This window comes from Microcoleus sp. AR_TQ3_B6 (genome assembly GCF_036702785.1).
Lineage (GTDB): Bacteria > Cyanobacteriota > Cyanobacteriia > Cyanobacteriales > Microcoleaceae > Microcoleus.
On sequence record NZ_JAUBVJ010000014.1, the window covers coordinates 20,636 to 43,335 of the forward strand.

The window sequence follows — 22,700 nt, forward strand, 5'->3', positions numbered from 1 at the left end:
TGCCCCACGCCCAATTACCAATCAAGTTTTCGGCCTAAATACTCCTCTAGCTGCTGATTGTAAGGTCGAAAATAATCCCTCAACCAATCGCGAACCGATTGATTGACCGGCTGGTAAGAACCGGGATTAGCATTTTGGTATTCAGATAATTGATATTCCGGCAAATCTAAGAATTCTAAAACTTGCTTGACAGTTGTTGCCGCACCTGCATAAAAATCTTCGCTTTTCAAAATTAACAACTGTTCTCGGGGAAAGAAAGTCCGCCAGTTTTTGATAAATTCTATGTACCTACCGCGAGCTAAATAATTCCCCGGTTCCTCGCCGATGATGTATTCTGGATTTTGATTCAACCGTTCAATTTCAGCGCTAATTACTCGATCGAGCGATCGCGCTTCCCAATTTAAGTCAGTCAAGCGGTAAAATTGAGAAATCGCCCGATCGACCGGATTTCGCAAAAGTACAATCAGTTTAGCCTCGGGAAACAGCCTGTAGAGCCGTTCCGGTGCTTCCCGAGAGTCAAAATAGCTCGGACTTGCTTCGCCCGTCAAAAATTGCTCTCCCGCAGGCATTGGCGGAAAATGAGCCAAATACCAATCAATCCCTCTGTCAAAGTGCCACGATAAAAAATCCATCTCCTTTTTAATCGGAGTCAAAATTTGCGGGTGTTGAGCTAAATAAGTATACAGAGAAGTCGTCCCGCACCGCTGACAACCAATAATTATAAAGTTAGGAACTTTGACTGGTTTTAAGTTCCTATGTTGTATAGCAGGCATCTTGCCTGTATCTGTTTGTGGAACAGGCAAAATGCCTGTTCTCTTACTGATAATAGATGCAAAACTTTGTTTGTAACTGACAGTTCGATAAAAATCAATCGCCTCGGCAATTTTACCTTGCCTCGTCAAAGCTTCCCCCAAATTCAGATAAGGCCAAAAAGCCTCCGGTTTAGCTGCAACAACTTCGCGGCAGAAGTTCTCAACTTCATCTAACTTGTTTTGCCTAGCAAAAACTTCCCACAAATTGTAATAAAACCACCAAGGACTATCGGGATTTATTTCTATTGCTTGGAAAAATGCCGCCGCCGCTTCCTCCCAATATTTTTGGTGGCTCAGAACAGCACCTAAATTGTAATAAGACCAGCAATCATCGGGTTTTTGGGCGACAGTTGCGCGAGATGAGGCTAATGCCCGATCCTCTTCGAGGGCAACGCTTACGCACTTTTCTTGCTTCTGCAACAACTCCTCTAATTCCGCTGATGCGTTACCACAACTCGGCATAGCTGTCAAGAGAGCTTGGTAAAAAATAATTGCGCTTTTTGGGCGATCGTACTTCGCTAAATTCTCTCCTAACTGCAAATAAAACTCCCAATTTTCCGGTGTAATTTGCAATTGAGATTGTTCTAACAGTAAGTTTAAATCCGACTCTGTTTGTCCGAGAGCGTATCCCAACTTCTCGTAAATTCCCGGCAAATCTCCGTCAATTTCAATAGCTTTTAAATACGTAGCGATAGCTTCATCCCACTGTTTTAGTTTAGTTAAAGCGTCGCCTAAATTGCAAAAAGACCAAGCGAAATCAGAGTTGAGTGCAATCTCGCAGCGGTAAGCAGCAGCAGCTTCTTCCCATTGCCGAAGTTTCAGCAAAGCATCGCCCAAATTGTGATAAGACCAAGAAAAATCTGGATTTAACTCAACAGCTTTTTTGTAAGCAGCGACTGCTTCCTCCCATTTTTCAAGTTTCAGCAAGACATCGCCCAAACTGTGATAAGACCAAGAAAAATTAGGATTTAATTCAATAGCTTTTTTGTAAGCAGCAACAGCCTCATCAAACCGACCCTTTTCTTGCAGGGAATTCCCCAAATCGTGGTAGTCATTATCCATGCAAAACTCCTGCAACAGTCAGTAATTTTTCCAGCGATTTCACATCCAACCGCATATCTTTATGTAAAGGTTTTGTCGGAGTTCCATCATCAACCAAATCACCAATTAAATAGTAATGTTCCAAACCGCACAAATTGCTAATCATCCAATAACAATGCGGAACGTAAAGGGGAGAAAAAATCTCAATAACCTTAGTTCCCGGACAGCAAAAAACTAGATTAGTCAACCCCCCTCCGTGGGGTGCGACAACTACTTTAGCAGCAGCCAAACACGATGCTTGTTCCGCTACCGACATCGTTTCCAACTTGACACTCCGAAACCCTAATTTTTCTAAGTATTTAATTACCTCTTCATCGTTGACTATCCGCCGATAGGATGCTTGTTGGCGACTGATATAAATGCGCTCTGAATAGTCTGTATTTAGGGGTTGTTGTTCATTTAAAAATGTCTTTTTGAGATATTCACACTTCCATTGAGAAACCGCCCCCGAGCCGTCATATGATATTGACGGAACTATTAATTTATCGGCTGTAATGTGTAAATTGCAGTGACTTTCTAAAAGTTTATTTTGAGAAATTCCTAAAGTATCTAAAGTTTCTGCTTGATAGGAAGAATCCGAGGCATTGACAACAAACTTATCTATAGTTTCTATCAATCCGCTCCGCTGCAAAAGGTCAAATCGCGTAATCACATCAAACATCCAATGAAAATAAGCAGCTCCACCCCAGCGAGCCGATAAAAAAGCCACATTTCCATCGACGTGTTCAGCGGGAGGCAATTTGTCGGAAGTGATTGCCAATTCAGCACAACCCATTGAAATATCAGCAACAAGTTTATTGTCTGAAGTAATCACGGCGGTAGTCACAACATCTGCCCAAGCTCGTCCGTTTGGCAATACGGCAACAAAAGCTTTTCTGGAATGACTTTGATGTTCCCAAAATCTGCGGCTGCTGTCGATTGTTTTGGAATCAGATAAATTGATTTGACTCGCAGGATGGATGTCAATGCAGGTGAGGTGCGGATTGGATTCTGCTGCAACTGTCAAATCTTCTGTAAACCCACAGTATTTTTTGAGAATACTTAAGGGTAAGTTTTGATTGCTGCATTTTGCCCGATCGCTCTCATCGACTTCTCCTTGTTGTTCCAGAGCATAACCTATATTATCGTAAGCTTCAAACAAATCGGGTTTAATTTGCAGGGCTTGAACTAAATTAGTGATTGCAGGTTCCCACTGCTGTTTGGCAATTAAACTCAAACCCAATCCTTCGTAACACCAACAGGATTTTGGATCGAGATCGATCCCTTTTTCATAAATGGCGATCGCCCTTTCTAATTCTCCTTGATTCCGCCGTGCATCACCCAACTTTTTGTACAGCCAACTATGCTCAGATTCTAGCTCAATAGCACGACCAAAAGCCGCTGCTGCTTCGGGCCAATTTTCTTGTAATTCCAGAACTTCCCCCAAACTATTGTACAGCCAACAATCATCGGGATTTAATTCAATAGCTTTGCGGTAAGCCGCCGTCGCTTCTGCCCAATTTTTCAGTGGAACCAAAGCCTTACCTAATCTATCGTAAGACCAACAAAAATCGGGATTTAGTTCAACTAACTTGCGGTAAGCAACAGCAGCTTCCTCCCACTCAGAAAGCTCCATCAGCACATCGCCTAAATTGTTGTAAGTCCAACAAAAATCGGGATTTAACTCAATAGCTTTGCGGTAAGCAGCAGCGGCTTCGCCGTGTTCCTCCATCGCCTGCAAAGTTTCCCCCAAAAAGTGGTAAGCCCAACTAAAATTAGGGTTTAGTGCGATCGCCCGTTGGTAAGCTGCCCGAGCTTCGTCAAACAGTTCTTTCTCTTGCAGAGTTTTACCCAACTTGTGGTAAGTTAAGTAGTTGCTGGACTTAATTTTAATAGCTGTTTGATAGCGAGCGATCGCCTCCTCCAAATAACCCGTATTTGCCGCAATCTCCCCCAACTTTTCCCAACCCAGAGACAACAGAGTTGGCTCTTCGCCCAAACTTTGATTTCCGATTTTTTTGACAATCAGTTGATAGCCTTTGTGTACTACTTCTAACTGACTTCCAAACATCTCCAAAAAAACATCTATCCCAATTTTAGTATCTTGCTCGGGGCTGTCGGGAAACGTAAACTCGTAATCGTCAAAAATCATCAATCCCCCAACTTTCACCAACCTCCAAGATAAAATCGCATCTTGCAGAGCACTGGTAGGTTTGTGACAGCCGTCAATGTAAGCAACATCGTAATATTCCGAAGCCAAATTAATTAACAAATCTTGAGAGTAACCTTCTAATTCTATTACCCGCTCTGCTGCTCCCGTTTTAACAATATTGCCCTTAAAATGTTGTTGAAAATACAAATCAATACAAGTAATTTTTGCCGTCGGATGAGTTAAAATATTATCCAGCAGCCAGCAAGCCGACATTCCCTGAAAACTGCCAATTTCCACCACTTGAAAATCCGCAATTCCGGTAAATTCCTGCAAATGCCGTTTCCAAATAGGAATATTGTGCGTAAACCAATCTTGGGTAAATTGATAATCTTTCGCCGCACACTCAGCCCAACCCCTCAATTCGCCCGCTTTTTGGTGGCAAATAATTGCTTCTTCTAATTCCCCTAATTGCGGTAAAATATTTCCTAAATCGTTGTAAGGCTGAGAATTGCTCGGATCGAGATCAATTTGGCGACGGTAAGTGGCAATTTGTGCGTACAACTCCTGTTGTTTCGCGCGAACCTCCTGAAGTTTTGCGACCACTTCCGCAGCATTGGGTTCAATTTGCAGTGCCATGCTATAAAATACGATCGCACCTTCAAGCTGCTTCTGTTTCTCTAAACTATTGCCTAAATTTATATAAAACTCCGCTCCATCTAACTCAATTCCCAGCAATTTGTGGTAAATTTTCCCGCTTGCAAGTACCTCGATACCTTGACAATAAGTTTCGATTGTGCTGTCTAAGCCCGATTCGCTGCGCTTGCGCAAAACATATCCCAACCTCTGATTGATTCCGGTCAAATTCGGCTCAATCTGAACCGCGTGCAGGTAAGCGCTAACAGCTTCATCCCAGGATTGTGCGCAGGTGAAGGCAATTCCCAAATTGACATAAAACCAAGGAATATTCGGACTTATTTCAATAGCTTTGCGGTAGCAACTAATAGCTTCCTGCCACAGTTGTTTTTGAGCCAAAGCGTCCCCTAGGCAATTGTATGCCCAGTAGGAATTATCATTAATTTCCAGAGTCTGACGGTAACATTTAATGGCTGAATCAAAGTCGCGTTTTTGCGCGAAAACATTACCTAAACCCACGTAAGCACGAGCATAATTAGGATTGATATCGATGCTTTTGCGGTAACAGGCGATCGCCCGATCCAATTCTCCTCGCTCCGCCCAAGTTTTACCCAAACTGTGGTAAGATTCAAAAAGATTTGGATTGATGGCAATCGCTTGTCGGTAATTGGCGATCGCCTCATCCCACCGTTTTTTCCCGACCAGCATTTCCCCCAAATTGTGATAAGCTGTTGCCAGCTTCGGGTTTAACTTAATTGCCCGCGAATAACATTCAATAGCGCGATCGAGCTTTCCCAATTCAACAAAACTATTTCCCAGAGAGACGTGCTCGTCAGCAGTTGCCCAACTCGGCTCGATATTAAAAGCTTGATACCAACAGTCTGCCGCCTCTTCTCGCTTCTCTAACTGCGTCCAAATTCTCGCCAACTGCCGATAAGCAGCGGCAAAATTAGGCGCTAGCGAAATCGCTTTTTCACAATTGGCGATCGCCTTAGACCACTGTTTTTCTTGAGAATACAAACTGCCGAGATTAGCGTAAACTTCCGGCAAATTTGGATTATGCTCGATCGCCCTTTCATACCACTGCTTAGCTTGTTCGATTTCACCTCGAACCTGCATCGCCTTTCCCAGCGTTTGGCAAGCTGTCGCCAAATTCGGTTCAATTTTCAACGCTAACTCGCAAGCAGCAACTGCCTCATTTAACCTTCCTTCTGCTAAATAAACTTCTGCTTGCCGACTCAAATCAACCGCTGCTTTTTCCATCTTCTCAATCGAGGGCATAATTAAACTTACTCCAGACGCCAACTAACCCAAACCCACCACTTCAACCATCCTTTTGAGCGAACTCAAGTTCACCAAAATATCCTCAGTCAGGGAATTCTGATACATCAACTGTCTAATAGGATAGCATTCAAAAGCCTCCCCCGCTAAAAAGTAATGTTCCAACTGCAAATATTGACTGCTTCCCCAGTAATAATGGCTGATATAGTGAGGCGACACCAACTCAATTACTTTAGTTCCTTGGCGACAAAAAATCGTATTTGTCAAGCCGCTGCCGTGGGCAGCAACTATCACCTCAGCGTGGTAAAAATGAGCAATTTGCTCAACCAAAGACATCGACTCCGGCAAAATAGAAACAAAGCCAAATTGCTCCAAAACCTCAACCACATCTTCCTCGTTCAAAACTCGTCGGTATCTCGCTTTGCTGCGGCTGATATAAATGCGTTTTGGATAGCTCGAACTAGGTATAATTCCCTTGAGAAACTCGCGCCTCAAAAAATCCATCGCCCACCCAGGAGGCCAGCCCAAATATCCCGCAAAAGACGGCACAATTAACTCCGTTGCTTGAATGTGAGGCAAGCGATCGCTCTCCAAGACTTTCTCTTCGGGAATGCCCAGAATTCTTAGACTTTCCCGCTGAAATTGGTGCTGACAACTATTCACCAAAAACCAATCAATCTCCGCCCAATCCTTACCGCTGAGCCTCAGCAATTCTATCCTCGGCAAAACATCAACCATCCAGTGAAAATAGACATTTCCCGACAAACCAGAAAGCACCGCCACGCTGCCGTCAATTTGCTTTAAATCAGGAAATGATTCTAACTTAAAAACGCTGTGTTTTCTAACATCATGCTTTTCACATCCAGGTAAAAACCCCGGATAATCTCTCGACACATCAGCCAACAAATAATTGTCAGGAGTAATTACAGCGATCGCCTTGCAAATCAGCCAATAATTTTCCTGCGGAACAATCCAAACTCGCCCGTTGGGAATCTGTGCCACAAAAGTCTTTGGTGACTCCACAGGTAGCGGCTGCAAGTTTGACAAACGGCAAACTCCCCAACCCAAATGCACCGGATCGAACCACTTAGAAATCCTCTGCAAACACAGCCCGCAAGTTAAACCTGTACAATCGGTATTTCCCCCTTGCGAATTTGTTAGCGAAAATTGGGATTGTTGAATATTTGCGGTACAGGATTCTGGAGCAGATTTCCAAACTATTTCCACATAATTGCCCGCATCCAACTTAGCATTAACCAGCCAATCCCAACTCGATAAATAAATAGCGCGAGGAGGTGCTAGAGAATTGCGGTCTGGCGAGATAAAACTATGTTTATTCCACTCTTTCTGCTCCCCGTACCCGTGCAATTGCAACTCTAAAACCTTTTGATAATAATCGATCGCCCGTTCCCAGCGTCCCTGTTTTTCCAGCAGTTTTGCCAACTCAAAATAAACCTGCGGTAAAGCAGGTTGAATCGTCAACGCCATGCGGTAAACTGCAATTGCTGCAATGAACCGATGTTGCTGGGCTAAGGAATTTCCCACCCGCCAGTAAATCTCTGCATTTTGTGGCTGAATTTGCAAAGCTTTTTGATAATAAGCGGCGGCCGATTCGTGTCCGCCGTACTCTGTTAAAGCATTTCCCAAATGCAAGTAAATTTCGGCTAAATTATCGCAGATTTCAGCAACAGGCAATTCGCGCTCTGCACTTGACAGATATCTAGCCGCACCCTCTTTTTTCTTTATTTTTAAATCCCTAAAATCTGTGACATCCGTGACATCGGTGACATCCGTAACATCCGTTATACGATCCGTTGCCGAACTTCCCATCAATGCTGTGAGAAATCGATCGCACGCAGCGATCGCCCTTGACAATTCATCATCTTCTACATCAGCAACTCTGCGGCTTTTTCCCAAACGGCAGTAAGCCTCAACAAAATCGGGCTTCAGAGCTATCGCCCGCTTAAAATAAGGCATGGCGTCAGCAATTTTGCCCAAAACCATCAAAGAAAACCCGGCATCTGTATAGCCCGAAATATGTTCGGGATTCAGCTCGATCGCGCGATCGAAACAAGCAACCGCCGCCGAATGTTCTCCCTGTATTTGCCACGCTTTCCCCAGATTGTAGTGAGCCAAAACCATGTCCGGCTCCAACTCAATAGCTGTGAGGTAAGATGCGATCGCCCGCTCGGGGTTTTTATTGAGCAACGCTTGACCCAAATTATTGTGCAGCGTCGCCCAATCTGGCTTAATCTCGAGCGCCCGCTGGTAAACCTCGAGGGCCTCAGCAGCGCGATCGTCCTTGAGCAAAATCACACCCAAATTGCTGTAAGCTTCCACGTAATCCGGCTGTTTGGCAATCACCTGTCGGTAGGTATCAATTGCCGCTTGGAGCTGATTATTTTCATCTAAAACCACAGCCAGATTGTAGAAAGCAAGTAGATAATTGGGGTTAAGAGCGATCGCCTTTCGGTAACAGTCGATCGCCCCCAACAAATTACCCTGCTTGTGAAAAACATTTCCCAAGTTATAATGAAGTCCCGGCCAGTCTGGTTTCAAATCCAGAGCTTGCCGGTAATGAAAAACCGCCTCATCCAGCCAGCAATACTCGCTGTAAAGTTGACCCAAATAAGCATGAGCCAGAAAAAACTGGGGCGAAATCTCCAAAGCTTGCACAAAAGCGTCTCTTGCCGCCGTCGGATCGCCGCTCGCTTCCAGAATTTCGCCTAAAGTCGTGTAAGCCGAGGGCGAAAATGGTTGAAGTTCGATCGCCCTTTTACAAAAATCGAGCGCCTCAGTTAACTTCCCCCTGTTCAAATAAACTTGGGCTTGCCGGATATATTCTTGAGTGTTCATTGATCGCCAGCAGTTGCGGTTACTTTACCGCTTCAGTAAACCCGATAAATTTTAATTTGAAAGTTTGATATTTTCCGACTATTTATATTTTAGGCGATCGGGCGATCGATTAATTTCACTAATAAATTGTTAAAATTTTTACCTTTGACCTTAAGTTCACACCAATCCCCGCCTTTTACTTCCTACTTTCTTTTGCTTCTGAGACTCCAGCCTCATAAACCCCGTTTCTACGAGATACCGCACTTTTGCTGGTAAATGAAGTACAAAAAACTGGTTTCGCTCCGGGGCGGTGCCAATAGCGCGCGCCCTCCAGCTTTCTGAGGTGTACTTAATTAACCTGGAATCTGCTGTATCTTAGGTTTTCTAGCGAAGTATTTACCAAGAAACCGGGTTTCTGGCTCCGCCTGCGTAAATTCTGTCTCTACATTAAAGCTTTCAACTTCGCTCCGCCGCAGGCAGAATGAAGTTGAAAGCTTCCAAGACTTTCAGTGTGAGAACAGCCCCAGATGTTATCCGGTGCTGCCCCACAACTGCCAGTTGTTTTAGAACAGCTCGAAGCTGTTCGAGGTAATTGTCAGGTTAGGCTGCAACTGAGCAACAGTTAGCACTCCGTTGCTGCCGTTGAAGTACAACGCACCGTTTGTTGGGTCGTAGATCAACTTGTTCGTCGTGGTCGAGCCTGGGGTGGCTGCGTTGAAACCAGAAACGACAACAAACTCGCTCGCCTCGAACGTGCTGCCCAAACCAGCGAACACACCGCCCTGCTTCAAGCGGATCTTATCTTCGCCTGGGGTAAAGTCAGTGATCGTGTCTACCCCATAATCGCCACCGCTGGAGAAGAAGTAGAACGTATCGCTGCCAGCACCGCCCGTAAGCACATCACTTCCTCTGTCGCCAGAGATAAAGTCATTGCCCGAACCGCCATTGACAGTATCGTTGTCTTTACCGCCGAACAGGCTGTCGTTGCCGTCGCCGCCGTCGACAATATCCCTGCCTTGGCCGCCAAAGACTGTATCGCTCCCCGATCCGCCGAGTACGGTGTCGTTGCCTCTGTCGCCCGAAATTAAGTCATTGCCATCGCCGCCGTCTACGAGGTCATCACCTTTACCGCCAAAGATGAAGTCATCGCCGGTGCCGCCAGCGACCACATCGTTGCTGCTGCCGGAAAGGATGGTATCGTTGCCGTCGCCGCCGCCGATAGTGTCATTGCCGCCGTCGGTAATAATCAGGTCGTTGCCACTGCCACCAGCGATGACATCAGCGCCCGCAAAAGTCTGGATGATATCGTTGCCGCCGCCGCCGTTCAACCTGCTGTCGCCTTGGGTGCCGATAACAGTAAAGCCACCGCCACCTACACCTCCAGATAGTGAACTTGCTGGTTGTGTTGGATTTGTTACCTGTGTCATTTACACTCCTCCTAAAAGATGAATCATTTTTCTACAATACACTTTTGTCTGCTATACAAAACCTGGCTAAGCTTATATAAGCTCCACCATTCAACTAGAAGTAGTTTCCAGATGGTCTGCTTCCTGCTTCTACCAAGGGAGTAGGCTCCTACTTGTCCACAGGCGTAAATTCGGGTGGAGCAGCACCCTATTTTTCAAATGAGTACAAATGTACAACTATTTTTTTTGAAGCTTTTAGCCCATGAAACCGGACATCGGTTGAGACCCTAATTGACCCGGCTGCCATAAGTTGTCATGTAATTTAAATTGTCCGTAAGGAGACCGGGATCGCGAGTGGAATTCTGTCTTCCTTGAGCAGCAAATATCGGTTGTTTCCTGCTTTGGACTCTCGACTCCACCACTCCCTCCCTCCTATAACACCAAAATATTTCAGCTAAACGTTTGTGAGTGTACCATACCGAGCTTCGATGCGGCTAGTCATTTTTAAAACAATAGCCGGGAAATACACATAAACCCTTTTTAATCGGAGTATGCTCTCAAGATTGAGAAATAGCACCGGGCCCGCTGGCACTGTCGATCGCCGGGAAGTTCGATCGCCCGCAATGGGGCTGGAACTTTAGTTGCGGTTTTTCAGTACACTTTTGTTGACAAGACTTTTGGTTTTCGCCAATAGTTCCCCAGAAATCAAAATTTTTTAGCGGGCTTTCAAAGGAAGCCCGCGCCAGCTCGAGCCTGCATTCAATCAAAAGTGCGTCCCAACACAGTCCCGGACGGACTCTTGAGGCTCATCACCTTGATGTTTCCACCGAAATCCCTCGCGTTCAACGCAGGATTTTGGCTAAAAAATCCAGTTTCTCAACCAAAATCCGTCATTTGGGTTCCCATGAGCCGCATCCATCCCGACAATCTGACAATGCAGCGCTTGTTTTCTGAAGTTGGGATGAACGGTGGGTCGGTAGATTTGTGACGGTACAGTCAGTCGATTTTAGATTTGAGATTTGAGATTTTAGATTGAGTCCACAGATGAATCTGGGAACTGGAACTAGGATCTAAAATTTTGGGCTTCGGGCAACTCCTGTCGTTCACAAGTATCCGTTTTTGGGCGGGGTCAAAGCTGAGAATAAGCTGCAGCGCATCAGGTACCAGTTTATAAACAGAATGTAACAGCAGGCCCGTGATCCAAACCCCGTTATCAATCATTCCCCATCTCAAACCTCAAATCGAGAATCTCAAATCGTATTAATTGTCTGTTGGTTCCGGAGACAGTGTCAAAAACAAAAATATGCGATCGCCCTGCCCCGAGCCTCCGTAAGTTTTTATATAATTAGATTCGATCGATACTTCCGACAGTTGTGGATTGCCAACAGGAAAATCATGGTTCCAGGCCAATATGCTTGCACAGGACAACAAAGACTACAAACTCAATACCTACATTCAATTGTGCGGACTCGTGGCAAAAGCTAAACCCGGTTGCTTGGGAGATTTATCGTTACCAAACGCAAAACTTGTAGAAACCGGGTTTCTAGCTACCGATACCTGGGTAATGCAACAGTCCGAAGTATTGATTTGATAATTTACAGCCAACCTCAGAGGCTGTATGAAAAGTGGCAAAGGATACCAATTTAGGCTAATCGCCTGACGATAAGCCGAATCATGGAACCGATCATCCTTGCTCAAGCCTCGATACCAATTGATCCCACCAAAAGTTTGTTCAACCACCGATCTTTTTTTCAGTAAAACAAAGCCTTGGTCTGTTGCAATCATAAAACCACCTGAATCATCGATCCCCAGTTATCCATCACCGATTTGAAAAACGGATGGTCGCTGTCACCCCATCGACCCAGATCGAATAGACCCGTGAAACCCTTTGTCCCATCTGGTAGACCGAAAGAGAGAACCTGTTTACTCGCTTCATGTTCAAGAACACTTACTCCTGTGACCGCCACGCCCAGCACTAATTAAAGTCAGCTTGGCATTCCTATGCAACTTTCTGCGTCGGTATCGAGAGGCAGGGGAGATAGCAGCGAAGTCGCAAAGGCGAACTCGTCGTTCTAAGATTAAAGGAAAAGACGAACAATTATTACAAAAACTTGTAAAGGATAAAAATGATATACATCTGCGAGGACCTCAAGGCTCCCTTTTAGACCCCCCAGGTCTAGAAGTTAGTGAATCTAGTTTATATCGCTAGCTCAATCGACTAAAATTAGGGCGCAAAAAAAAGTTTTATAGCCAGTTAACAGCTCTCTGAAAAAGTTCAAAAGCGGCGGTATGAATGGAGGATTTGGCTAGATAGTATAGATGCAAGAAACATTGTATTAATCGATGAGACTGGTGTACATCTAGCCACAGGTGTGAAGGTATGGCAGATGTAAAGGAGGAGAACGAGTCTAGGATGAGCGACCAGGAAATCCGGAAAAAAATGTCACTTTAGTTGGGGTAATGAGTGATGAGGGTTTAATAACCGATATGACTTTAGCCGGTGGTCTAAAGACGCCTAGTTTTTTAGCTTACCTTGAGAAAATCTTACTGCAGCAGTTATGGGTTGGCGCAATTGTAGTTATAGATAATTTATCTGTTCATCATGCCGAAGCCCTCGAAAGTAGGATTGAATCTGTCGGAGAAGAGAGTGAAATTCTTATCTCCCCATTCGCCGGATTTATTTCCCATCGAGTTGTATTGGTCAAAAATCCAAGTAATTCTCCCTTATGAAGCAGCTTGAACTTCAAATGTTCTTGATGAAGCGATTACTAAAGCTATTAATGCTATTACTGATGAAAATGCTTTGAACTGGTTTGAGCGCGGTGGTCTATTTTTAGAGCCAATTAAATTGTTAATTTTTGTGGTAGATTATATGGCAAATAGCTGGAAGTTAAAATATTAACTTCTCCGCCAATATTTTATTGCTAATTGTTAACTTCGAGCTGCTCACTAACGATTAGCAATCTCCCGGACTTTTGGTTCTGCCTTCATAGAAAAGCTCTACTAATTAGTCCGATGGTGTGCTTTTAGTTGCGCTGTTGACCCGCTGAAATTGCTCTGGCTGTCGTACCTATAGAGGTACTCGTCGCTCTGGAAAATATAATTGATGGAAGTAGCTGCATAGTAGGCCAGCGCTAGCAGCGACACTAGATTAAGAATTCTATAAATTGGTTTCTCAGACACTTCGTTCATTTTTACTCCTACTTTTTATGCAAATAGCAAATTTGGGTACAGTGACGACACTTTTTTTGAGAAGTTCCCCAACATCCAGCACCTCTAAAAATTTCGCTTGCGTTATACACTCCTGATGCCCGATCGCCCCAAATAAGTCGTACTTGAGAGTTGAAACAGTTTTTGTTGCCTGTTTCATATTGCATTCTCTGCCTTTGATTGTCTATCTAACTGTGGTAAGAGTTAGGCAATTTGGGCGCAAAAAAACTTTACAATTGCCTGTTAAGATCTGCTACAATTTGAAGAAATCGAGCTGGAAAAGGTTGTAGGGCAAGGAGCCTAGTTGTTTTTCAACGCCAAACAAGGATTTTCCCAAATTCTATTAAGGGTGCGCAGTGACCGGAGGTAATAAAAATTCTTAAGTTGCTCAGCGGCAGGCTAAAATATGTCTGAAGTTATACTTTCCCAAGCAACAGGCCGTCTTACTTTGCATATTTATTTTGAGCTTGGTTGAGGTTGCCGGTAATTTTTGAGTAATAAAATGTTGCGGTCGCTGTCCGACAATTTGGGTCTGACACTTGGGTTCTGACAATTTTGACCCTCGTGACACCATTAAATCACGAGGTGACAGAAGAAAAGTAGGGGTCAGTCGATTTGAGACTTCGGGCCCAGACGTTCAGCGATCGCGAGCCGTGGAGTCGCGCGAGTCGTCGAAGGAGTTGAGATTTGAGATGTACTCCACAGATGAATCTGGGAGCTTGAACAAGAGTCTAAAATTTGGGGCTGCTGGCGACTTTTGTCGGAAACTTGTATTTGTATTTGGGCGGTATTAAAAAGCAGAAGACCGAATTTTAGATTGGTAAAAAAATACAGTTTTATGATTCAGAAATAATTATATTTAAGTCTACCTTATAGCTGCATTTTTTTACAATGAAACAAGATGATTAACTCGCTGCGATGATAGATGCACCCGGATAATTTAGGATGAGATAAACGACTGTGTGTAAGCTAGTTACTTGAACAATTTATGAGAAGTTTTGCTCGCATGTAGCTGGTTGTACAACAGACTTTTTGCTGGTAATTTGCCAAATGGATAGGGGCAGAACAACAGGCCAAACCAGAGGACCGATTACTAAGGCTATCCAAGATATCAAGTCATTTTTAGATGTCGCAGTATCGTTCCAAAAAATTTTGAACCAAACAAGAAAAACGATTAAGGCAATCGAAAAGTAGATAATCATTATCATTTTTTTACCTGCCTGCCTATAGAGGAGATAGAAGTCTTGATAATTATTGTAACTCAGCGTTGGGATCGCCGATCGCAACTTTAGACCCTGGGGTGCAAGTTGCAAATGTCTAAAACCCAAAGTTTCACACCTCTGGGAGTTCAGAGCCTGGGATGTCGAGCGGACGCACTCCCGCAGTATCTGCGGCGCGGGGCGCTCAAAGTCTTGCGCTCAGAAGTTTTCGAGATTTCGTCAAACCTTGAGGCTACCACCGCAATGACAGCTTATGTGATCGAGGTCTTTGGTTCTCTGTGATTTAACAGAGGTATACTCGCAGACTTCGGTCACAAATCGAGCTAAGAACAATCACACAGCTTAGTCGAGTGCAATCACCCTACTCTGTCCTCAAATGCTCGATATTAGAATAGTCGAGTTCAACAAGATTTCATGGAAGCTCTGACTTTAAAATCCGATCGCGCGATCGCTGAACTGTTCTATCAAGTCACCCATTCAGGCAATCTGACTCGCACTGAAAGCTACGGACTGCGCGCACTCGGAGAAAGCGCTCTCAGCGAAGACGCCCGAGATGCAGCCAACCGCCTGCTTCACGCCATCCGCCGCGGATGGGTCAGGATTTCCGATTAGTCCCCTCACACAGGAAGTTGAGATCGGTATTTTTACTTTCTCTCCTGTCAAGCTTTGCCAACAATCAGATTGAAGTGAGTAGGTCGCTCCATTAACCCTCTCAAAAAAAATTTTACTGCGATCGAAAAGCTCGAACCCGGTTTCTTGAAGAAGCCGGGATTTGGGATTTGAAGCAGCCAGTCGATTTGAGATTTTAGATTTGAGATTTTAGAGTTGAGATTTGAGATTTGAGATTTGAGAGTGGAGATTTGAGATTTGAGAGTGGAGATTTGAGATTTGAGAGTGGAGATTTGAGATTTGAGAGTGGAGATTTTAGAGTTGAGATTTGAGATTTGAGATTTGAGAGTGGAGATTTTAGAGTTGAGATTTGAGATTTGAGATTTGAGAGTGGAGATTTTAGAGTGGAGATTTTAGAGTTGAGATTTGAGATTTACTCTATAGATGAATCTGGGAGCTTGAACTAGGGCCTAAAATTTTGGACGGATGGCGACTCCTGTCTGAAACTTGTATCCGTCTTTGGGCGTAATTAAGTAGATACACGGAAAAATCCCCACATCAAGAAACCAGGTAAATGCACGTAAAAGCAGGTTTCTAAACACCGTAAAACCTTTACGTTGAATTAAGCCTAGCGATATACCTAGAATTCAGTAGTAATCTATAAATAGATACATCTTAATTTATTTGTCACAGTCTCTTAACAAAAAGTAGAGATTTGGGAATTGCCAAAAGCGAGGAATCTGGACAGGGTTTGTGTTTCGAGTTGCAGGGCGATCGAGGAAAAATCCGCTCCCCAAGCCCCGCTGACACAAATCACTAATCAAAACCCAATCGATCACATTTCCTCGCGTAGTTGAATCACATAAATAGTGGAAAAATAAGTCAATACTATCAAAAGTGAGTTCAAACAAAAAAACCTATGATCACCCAAACATTTTTACCTCAATTTACTATTGCAGAGTTAGTCTTTCAGGTATATCACTCAGGTCTGCTGACTCCCACTCACCGACAACAGCTCAAGACAGCGCTGTTAAGTGACTCTCTTACCGAAGAAGATCAAACAGCCATCAACCGCTTGCTCCACGCCGTTCGCCGGGGCTGGCTGAAAGTTGTAGATTAAATTCTCGCCCAAATATTTTTTTGTCGCTCCTCTCTACAAGAACTGTCAGTCGATTTTAGATTTTAGGCTTCCGCGTGAGGCTTCGGCGAGCGCAAGCGTCGAGTCACGCGAGCGTCGAGCCGTCAAGTCGCGCTCACTCGAACAATTTGAGATTTGAGATTTACTCCACAGATGAATCGGGGATATTGAACAAGAGTCTAAAATTTTTGCCTCTCCACCACAGGAGTCCGGGGCTTGTATCGATTTTTGGGCCCGGTCCGATGAACGCAGAATTAAATTCTCTTAATAAAATTAGGCCTTAGCCTAAATGTAGGGTGCGCCACAAGCACCCTGCAGTTTTAACTTCTATGTGGCAAGCTTATTTAGGCAGAGATTTGACCGTCAGGCATCATCGCCTCTCTCAGATTCGCTTCATTCAGATTTGTCCCGCGCAAAGAAGCTTGATGCAAGTTTGCACCCCGGAGATTTGCTCCCTTGAGAGAAACTCCGCTCAAATCAGCTAGATGGAGATTTGCACAGCTCAAGTTAGCTCCGCTCAAATCGGCACCCTTCAAATCCGCTTTTTCGAGATTTGCTTCCGTCAAATTTGCCCAACTCAGATTTGCTTGAGTTAGGTTAGCATGGCTGAGGTCAGCTTGTGTTAAGTTCGCGTCGGTTAAATTTGCTTTGCTCAGGTTGATGGAACAAAGTTTTACTTCTGTCAAGTTTGCACCTTGCAAGTTAGCGTTAACTGCATAAACTTGAATCAAAATTGCCCGCTGAAGGTTTGCATCTCTCATGTCTGCACCCCTGAGACTCGCCCCCGTTAAATCAGCCCCGCTGAGCAAGACACTCCGCAAGATGGCTCCGCTCAAGTTTGTTCCCACCGCCTCGCATTCGCCAAAATTAGCCGACATGAGGTTGGCTTGGGAGAGGTTGGCTTCGCTGATATCTGCTTGATACAGATTGGCTCTGTAGAGGGTGAGACCCACCGCACTGGCACCCTTTAAACTAGATTGACTCAGGTCAATATCGCGCAAATTTGTCCTTGACATATGGACACCGCTCAGGTCTACTTTGTGAAAAACCCGTTCTCCGGCTGCATACCGTCTGAGAAGTTCATCTGCATCCATGTCATTTCCCCCAAAATATTTAATAATACCTTTGATATTTCAATAATATTAGGCATGAGCGACCTTTACGTTTCTTGGTCTGAATACCATCGAAAAATTGAGGATTTGGCTGTAAAAATTGATAAATCTCAGTGGAAATTCGATCGAATTGTCTGTCTGGCGAGGGGAGGGCTGCGGGTTGGGGATACTCTGTCGCGGATTTTCGACAAACCTCTGGCGATTTTAGCGGCCTCGTCCTATGGTGGGGCAGAGGGAAAATTCCGGGGTGCGATCGAGTTCGCCCGCGATTTGACAATGGTGGGCGATAATTTGGGCAGCCACATTGTCCTGGTTGACGATTTGGTGGATTCGGGAATTAGTTTGGATCGAGGTATCGCTTGGCTGAAGAGTCGCTACGGCGAGGATATTCAGGAAATTCGGACTGCTGTAGTCTGGTACAAAGCTTGTTCTGTTGCAAAGCCGGATTATTATGTAGATTATTTGGCTGACAATCCTTGGATTCACCAACCTTTTGAAATGTACGAAAAGATGAGTGCGGCTGATTTTGCTACACAAGTTGGGAGTTAGTCAATAAAAGACTACAACCAGGTCAATTTTTTATAGGGTTTTGCCGATATTTTGCAATTTTTGGCCGAGTCCGTCAGGGGGGGGAACCCCTGTCTCATAGCTAAAGTCCTCTCCAAGAAAACTGAATATTGATTAAGGTTGGGCAGTCGGTTTGAACCGACTTTAGCTATGAGACGGGGAATTAATTCCCCGGCGGGCTTGTGGGTAAGTGCAAGTCGGCTGATACCATTAGCGAACCGAAAGAATACGATCGCCCAATTCCATAGTCTCTGCCAAAACTTCCTGCCGCGCCCACCGGTCCGCCGCCAAAATATCGTCTAAACCAGGGCTTTCACAGTTATCGGCTTGATGTTTGTCGCAGGCCTTCTCAATCAACTTCGGAATATCCAAAAACTGAATCTTCTCCTCCAAAAACAGCGCTACCGCCTGTTCATTTGCCGCATTCAGGACCGCAGGCATCGAACCGCCCGCACGTCCCGCCGCATAAGCCAACTGCATACAAGGATACTTTTTGTGGTCGGGTTCTCGGAAAGTCAAATCCCCAGCTTTTACCAAATCCAGCCGTTCCCAATCTGTATGAATTCGCTCCGGCCAAGACAAAGCATAAAGCAGCGGCAACCGCATATCCGGCCAGCCCAATTGCGCCAAAACCGAAGTATCTTGCAACTCAATTAACGAGTGAATTATGCTCTGAGGATGGATGACAATATCAATGTCGTCATAATCCATCCCGAACAAGTAATGAGCCTCAATTACTTCTAATCCTTTATTCATCAAAGTAGCAGAATCGATCGTGATTTTCGGTCCCATCGACCAATTCGGATGTTTCAAAGCCTCGGCTACTGTTACTGCTGCTAATTGGTCGCTGGGCCAATCTCGAAAAGAACCCCCCGAAGCAGTGAGAATAATTCGCCGCAACCCTCCAGCAGGTAAGCCTTGCAGACACTGAAAAATTGCTGAATGTTCTGAGTCGGCCGGTAAGAGTTTAACGCCGTATTTTTCGATTAAGGGGTTGACAACGGGGCCCCCTGCGATTAATGTTTCTTTATTGGCTAAGGCAATATCTTTGCCTGCTTTGATAGCCGCAATTGTTGGCAGCAAACCAGCACAGCCAACTATGCCACTGACGACGGCTTGAGCGTCGCCATATTTGGCAACTTCGACAACGCCTGACTCGCCAGCAAGTAAAATAGGTTGAGGGTCGAGATCTGCGATCGCCTCCTTCAATTCCTGTAATTTATCTTCGTTGCAAATCGCGACAATCTCCGGTCTAAACTGGCGAATTTGCTGGGCCAGCAACGTTACATTTTGTCCCGCGGTTAACCCGACAATCCTAAATTGCTCGGGGTATTGAGCTACAATATCCAGAGTCTGAGTGCCGATCGAGCCTGTAGATCCGAGAAGAGTTAGTGCTTTCACAATTTTTTAATGTTTTGTGGATTATTCTAATATTACGATTGCGGGGATGAAAATTAGTCGTTAACTATTGCGTGGAAAGCACATTCGACGGAATCATATTTTGAGTGACCACAAGGTGCCAGATTTCATGCAGAATAGGGAAAATTTTGCTGATGACCGTGAGGACATCAGTGTCTCGATCGCCGAAAATAGAGAGGAAGGTCGATCGCAGCTACCGTCGAGTTTGGTTTGGGCGATCGCTACAGCTGCAGCAATTTTCTTTTTGTGTAGCAGTTTACGGCACGCTTTATTCCAATCAACTGCTTTCGATTTGGGAATTTTTGACCAAGCAATTTACTTAATCAGCCAAAACCAAACGCCTTTTTCTTCTTTAATGGGGATTCATATTTTGGGCGATCACGCAGCGGTAATCTATTATCCCCTAGCTTGGCTGTACAAAATTTCCCCGGATGTGCATTGGCTGCTGTTGGTACAAGCAGTTGCATTATCCCTGGGCGCTTGGCCTAGCTGGAGTTTAGCGCGTTTGGCAGGTTTAAATCAAGAACAATCCCGTGCGATCGCATTGATTTATTTGCTCTATCCGGTGGTATTTAACATCAATTTATTTGATTTTCACCCGGAAGTAATCGCTTTACCCGCACTTTTAGCCGCAATTTTGGCGGCGCGTTTAAATAAAATTGTGTGGTTTTGTACCGCTATTCTGTTAGTTTTGAGTTGCAAGGCGGTTTTGTCTCTAACCGTTGCTGCGATAGGTTTATGGCTGTTTTTTTGCGAAAAAAAGCAACGGTGTGGGGCGATCGCACTTTTGCTGGGTGCAGCTTGGTTTTTGATAGCTTCCCAGAAAATTATCCCATTCTTTAGCGGCAGCGAAGTCGCTGGAGTCGGGCGGTACAGCTATTTAGGCAAATCCGTACTCGAAATCATCATCAATCTCATATTAAAACCACAGTTAGTCTTAGGAAAACTCCTTTCATTCGATACATTCAAATATTTATTTCTCCTCACCTTACCTGTGATTTGGCTGCTATTGCCATTCTCGGGCAAACTACGGATACAATATCTAACAGCACTAATTCCTGCCATCCCTACCCTGCTCATCAATATCCTCTCTGACTTGCCATTTCAACGCAGCTTAGCCTATCAGTATTCACTGCCTGTAATTCCATTTTTATTGTTAGCAGTTATCGCAAAAGAAGAAACAAGAAAGAGGGAAGAAATAAGAGAAAACAAGGAAGAGGATAAAGCAAATAACCAACTTTTAACATCGGTAAATGTGCCAAAGTTCCCCTCGAGCAAAATTGCAAATTTACCCTTTAAAAATTTCCAAATTGCTCAACTCAGGCAGGGAATTCAATTGCCGAGGGTTATGATAATTTGGTCGTTAATAATTTTCCTATTTCTGGGCGAATATAAAGATTTTTATCTGTACCTAAATAGACTAGATACCTGGCAAGCTACACGCGAAGCAGTCGCACAAGTTCAACCCCAAAGCAGTATTTTAACAGATAATAGACTTGCCCCTCACTTTGCCCACCGCCCAATAGTAAAATTGCTTTCACAAATTTCGCCCCAAACAAATTTAGCTGATTTTCAATACATATTATTAAACCTGCGGCATCCCTGGCCTGATAGTGAAAAAATTGGTGATACCTTAGCAAATCAACTTAAAAACTCTCCAGATTTTAAATTAACTTATCAAAAAAACCAAGTTCTGCTATTTAAACGAATCGCTGATTAAACCACTAAAATGGTAACTTTAAAATCCCTAAAATCTCATCCAGTATTTTTAATGATTGTCGTGACAACGACAGTCTTATTAACCGCCAGCAGCGCGCGGCACGCTTTGTTTCAGTCAACTGCATTCGACTTAGCAATTTTTGACCAAGCAATTTATTTAATCTCCCAAAATCAAACGCCATTTTCCTCTTTAATGGCAATAAATATTTGGGGCGATCACGCCGCTTTTATTTTCTATCCACTAGCTTTACTTTACAAAATATATCCCGATGTTCACTGGCTTTTATTAGTGCAAGCTGTTTCCCTAGCTTTAGGTGCTTGGCCCACTTGGAGTTTGGCACGTCAAGCCGGATTAAACGAACGAAAAGCAATTGCAATTTCAGCCGTATATCTGCTTTATCCCGCAGTCTTTAATGTCAATCTCTTCGACTTCCACCCAGAAGTAATTGCTTTACCAGCACTGCTAGCAGCAATCTTAGCCGCTAGGCTGAATAAAACATTGTGGTTTTGTGCTGCTATTGTATTAGTTTTGAGCTGCAAAGCCGTGCTATCTTTAACTGTGGCTGCGATGGGTTTGTGGCTGTTGTGTTTTGATAAAAAACGCAATTGTGGACTCATAGCTCTATTTCTAGGCGCGGGTTGGTTCCTGGTAGCTACTCAGGCAGTTATACCGTATTTTAATCAGGGAAGAGAACACGCGGGAATCGGGCGATATCAATATTTAGGCAACTCGGTTTTTGAAATTGCTATTAATTTAATAGTGAAACCAAATCTAGTTTTAGAGCGTTTGTTTTCTTTAGATACTTTTGAATATTTAGCGTTATTGCTATTACCAGTAATTTGGTGGCTGTCCCCGCCTCATCTGTCATCTTTAATTAGTGCTGTGCCGATGTTGGCGATGAATATTCTTTCCGATATCCCCGCTCAGCGGGATTTAATTCATCAATATTCTGTGCCGATATTGCCGTTTTTGGTGGTTGCCGTAATTTCTAGTTTAGCAGCTAGCAATCAGCAAAAGGGAAAGACAATATTTGATAGATTGCCACTTCCTAATTACCCACGGCCTAGAGTCATTGTAATTTGGTCGTTGATTGCTTTTTTAGCTTTAGCGAAATACGGCTATTTTTGGACTATTTATTTGAATGGGAGCGACACTTTGCCCGCTACCAGAGAAGCCATCGCTCTCGTCAACACAAAAGGTAGTGTTTTAACAACTGCTCAGATTGCTCCGCACTTAGCGCACCGCCCTGTAGTAAAATTAACTCAGGCTCAGGCGCCGCCCGCAAATCTCGCAGAATTTGATTATGTATTGCTCAACCTCAGATATCCTGGCTGGATGAGCGATCGAGAATTTGTAAAAAACCTAGTAACTAAATTAAAAAACACCCCTCAATTTCAACTAAAATATCAGCGAGACGACATATATCTATTTACTAAGAGTCATTAGTCAGCAGTCATCAGTCATTAGTCAGTAGTCAGCAGTCATCACTCATCACTCATCATTCAA

General features: G+C 44.2%; 16 protein-coding genes and 1 pseudogene. 9 read left to right on the forward strand and 8 right to left on the reverse strand.

All coding sequences use genetic code 11. From position 1 onward, the window contains the following. Positions 1-14: 14 nt before the first annotated feature. The 4 genes from QUB56_RS09580 to QUB56_RS09595 form a co-directional block, all read right to left on the reverse strand. On the reverse strand, positions 15-1,874 hold the full coding sequence (locus QUB56_RS09580) for a tetratricopeptide repeat protein (protein ID WP_332954917.1): 1,860 nt from the start codon (positions 1,872-1,874) through the stop codon (positions 15-17). Then, entirely contained in the window at positions 1,867-5,958 is a 4,092-nt protein-coding gene (locus QUB56_RS09585; protein ID WP_332954918.1) for a tetratricopeptide repeat protein, read from the reverse strand. Before QUB56_RS09585 ends, QUB56_RS09580 begins: the two co-directional genes overlap by 8 nt. Positions 5,959-5,982: 24 nt before the next feature. Further along, complete coding sequence (locus QUB56_RS09590; RefSeq protein ID WP_332954919.1) at positions 5,983-8,814, reverse strand: tetratricopeptide repeat protein; 2,832 nt, start codon at positions 8,812-8,814, stop codon at positions 5,983-5,985. A gap of 542 nt (positions 8,815-9,356) precedes the next feature. Next, on the reverse strand, positions 9,357-10,220 hold the full coding sequence (locus QUB56_RS09595) for a calcium-binding protein (RefSeq protein WP_332954920.1): 864 nt from the start codon (positions 10,218-10,220) through the stop codon (positions 9,357-9,359). A gap of 796 nt (positions 10,221-11,016) precedes the next feature. Between QUB56_RS09595 and QUB56_RS09600 the strand changes: the two genes are divergently transcribed. The 3 genes and pseudogenes from QUB56_RS09600 to QUB56_RS09610 form a co-directional block, all read left to right on the forward strand. Continuing rightward, entirely contained in the window at positions 11,017-11,187 is a 171-nt protein-coding gene (locus QUB56_RS09600; protein ID WP_332954921.1) for a hypothetical protein, read from the forward strand. Between the two features lie 423 nt (positions 11,188-11,610). Next, positions 11,611-11,790 carry a hypothetical protein gene (locus tag QUB56_RS09605; RefSeq protein WP_332954922.1) on the forward strand — a complete coding sequence of 60 codons (180 nt, stop codon included), beginning with the start codon at positions 11,611-11,613 and terminating at the stop codon, positions 11,788-11,790. Positions 11,791-12,638: 848 nt separating this feature from the next. Then, positions 12,639-12,929 (forward strand): annotated as a pseudogene (locus QUB56_RS09610) (transposase); the annotation flags it as partial. 273 nt (positions 12,930-13,202) lie between these two features. Here the strand turns inward: QUB56_RS09610 and QUB56_RS09615 are convergent. After that, entirely contained in the window at positions 13,203-13,391 is a 189-nt protein-coding gene (locus tag QUB56_RS09615) for a hypothetical protein (protein WP_332954923.1), read from the reverse strand. Next, on the reverse strand, positions 13,375-13,569 hold the full coding sequence (locus QUB56_RS09620) for a hypothetical protein (RefSeq protein ID WP_332954924.1): 195 nt from the start codon (positions 13,567-13,569) through the stop codon (positions 13,375-13,377). The genes QUB56_RS09615 and QUB56_RS09620 overlap by 17 nt, the downstream gene beginning before the upstream one ends. Positions 13,570-14,722: 1,153 nt before the next feature. Here QUB56_RS09620 and QUB56_RS09625 point away from each other — a divergent pair. The 3 genes from QUB56_RS09625 to QUB56_RS09635 all read left to right on the forward strand — a co-directional run bounded on the left by QUB56_RS09625 (position 14,723) and on the right by QUB56_RS09635 (position 16,358). Continuing rightward, the gene (locus tag QUB56_RS09625; RefSeq protein WP_332954925.1) at positions 14,723-14,911 is read left to right on the forward strand and encodes a hypothetical protein; all 189 of its coding nucleotides are present in this window, start codon (positions 14,723-14,725) and stop codon (positions 14,909-14,911) included. Between the two features lie 132 nt (positions 14,912-15,043). Next, entirely contained in the window at positions 15,044-15,241 is a 198-nt protein-coding gene (locus QUB56_RS09630; protein WP_332954926.1) for a hypothetical protein, read from the forward strand. Positions 15,242-16,157: 916 nt separating this feature from the next. Then, complete coding sequence (locus tag QUB56_RS09635; protein WP_332954927.1) at positions 16,158-16,358, forward strand: hypothetical protein; 201 nt, start codon at positions 16,158-16,160, stop codon at positions 16,356-16,358. 362 nt (positions 16,359-16,720) lie between these two features. Here the strand turns inward: QUB56_RS09635 and QUB56_RS09640 are convergent, their stop codons facing one another. Next, positions 16,721-17,470 (reverse strand): pentapeptide repeat-containing protein, encoded by a 750-nt coding sequence (locus QUB56_RS09640; protein WP_332954928.1) that lies wholly within the window; start codon positions 17,468-17,470, stop codon positions 16,721-16,723. Between the two features lie 54 nt (positions 17,471-17,524). On the opposite strand from QUB56_RS09640, the gene QUB56_RS09645 reads away from it, so the two are divergent. Then, positions 17,525-18,037 (forward strand): phosphoribosyltransferase family protein, encoded by a 513-nt coding sequence (locus QUB56_RS09645; RefSeq protein ID WP_332954929.1) that lies wholly within the window; start codon positions 17,525-17,527, stop codon positions 18,035-18,037. 228 nt (positions 18,038-18,265) lie between these two features. On the opposite strand, the gene dxr is transcribed toward QUB56_RS09645, so the two are convergent. Further along, positions 18,266-19,456 (reverse strand): 1-deoxy-D-xylulose-5-phosphate reductoisomerase, encoded by a 1,191-nt coding sequence (gene dxr / locus QUB56_RS09650; RefSeq protein ID WP_332954930.1) that lies wholly within the window; start codon positions 19,454-19,456, stop codon positions 18,266-18,268. Positions 19,457-19,583: 127 nt separating this feature from the next. Here dxr and QUB56_RS09655 point away from each other — a divergent pair, with 127 nt between their 5' ends. Then, a complete protein-coding gene (locus QUB56_RS09655) occupies positions 19,584-21,194 on the forward strand; it encodes a DUF2079 domain-containing protein (protein WP_332954991.1) in 1,611 nt (536 codons plus the stop codon). A 9-nt stretch (positions 21,195-21,203) separates the two neighbouring features. Beyond that, positions 21,204-22,640: a DUF2079 domain-containing protein gene (locus QUB56_RS09660; protein WP_332954931.1), complete on the forward strand. Its 1,437-nt coding sequence runs from the start codon at positions 21,204-21,206 to the stop codon at positions 22,638-22,640. Positions 22,641-22,700: the final 60 nt, after the last annotated feature.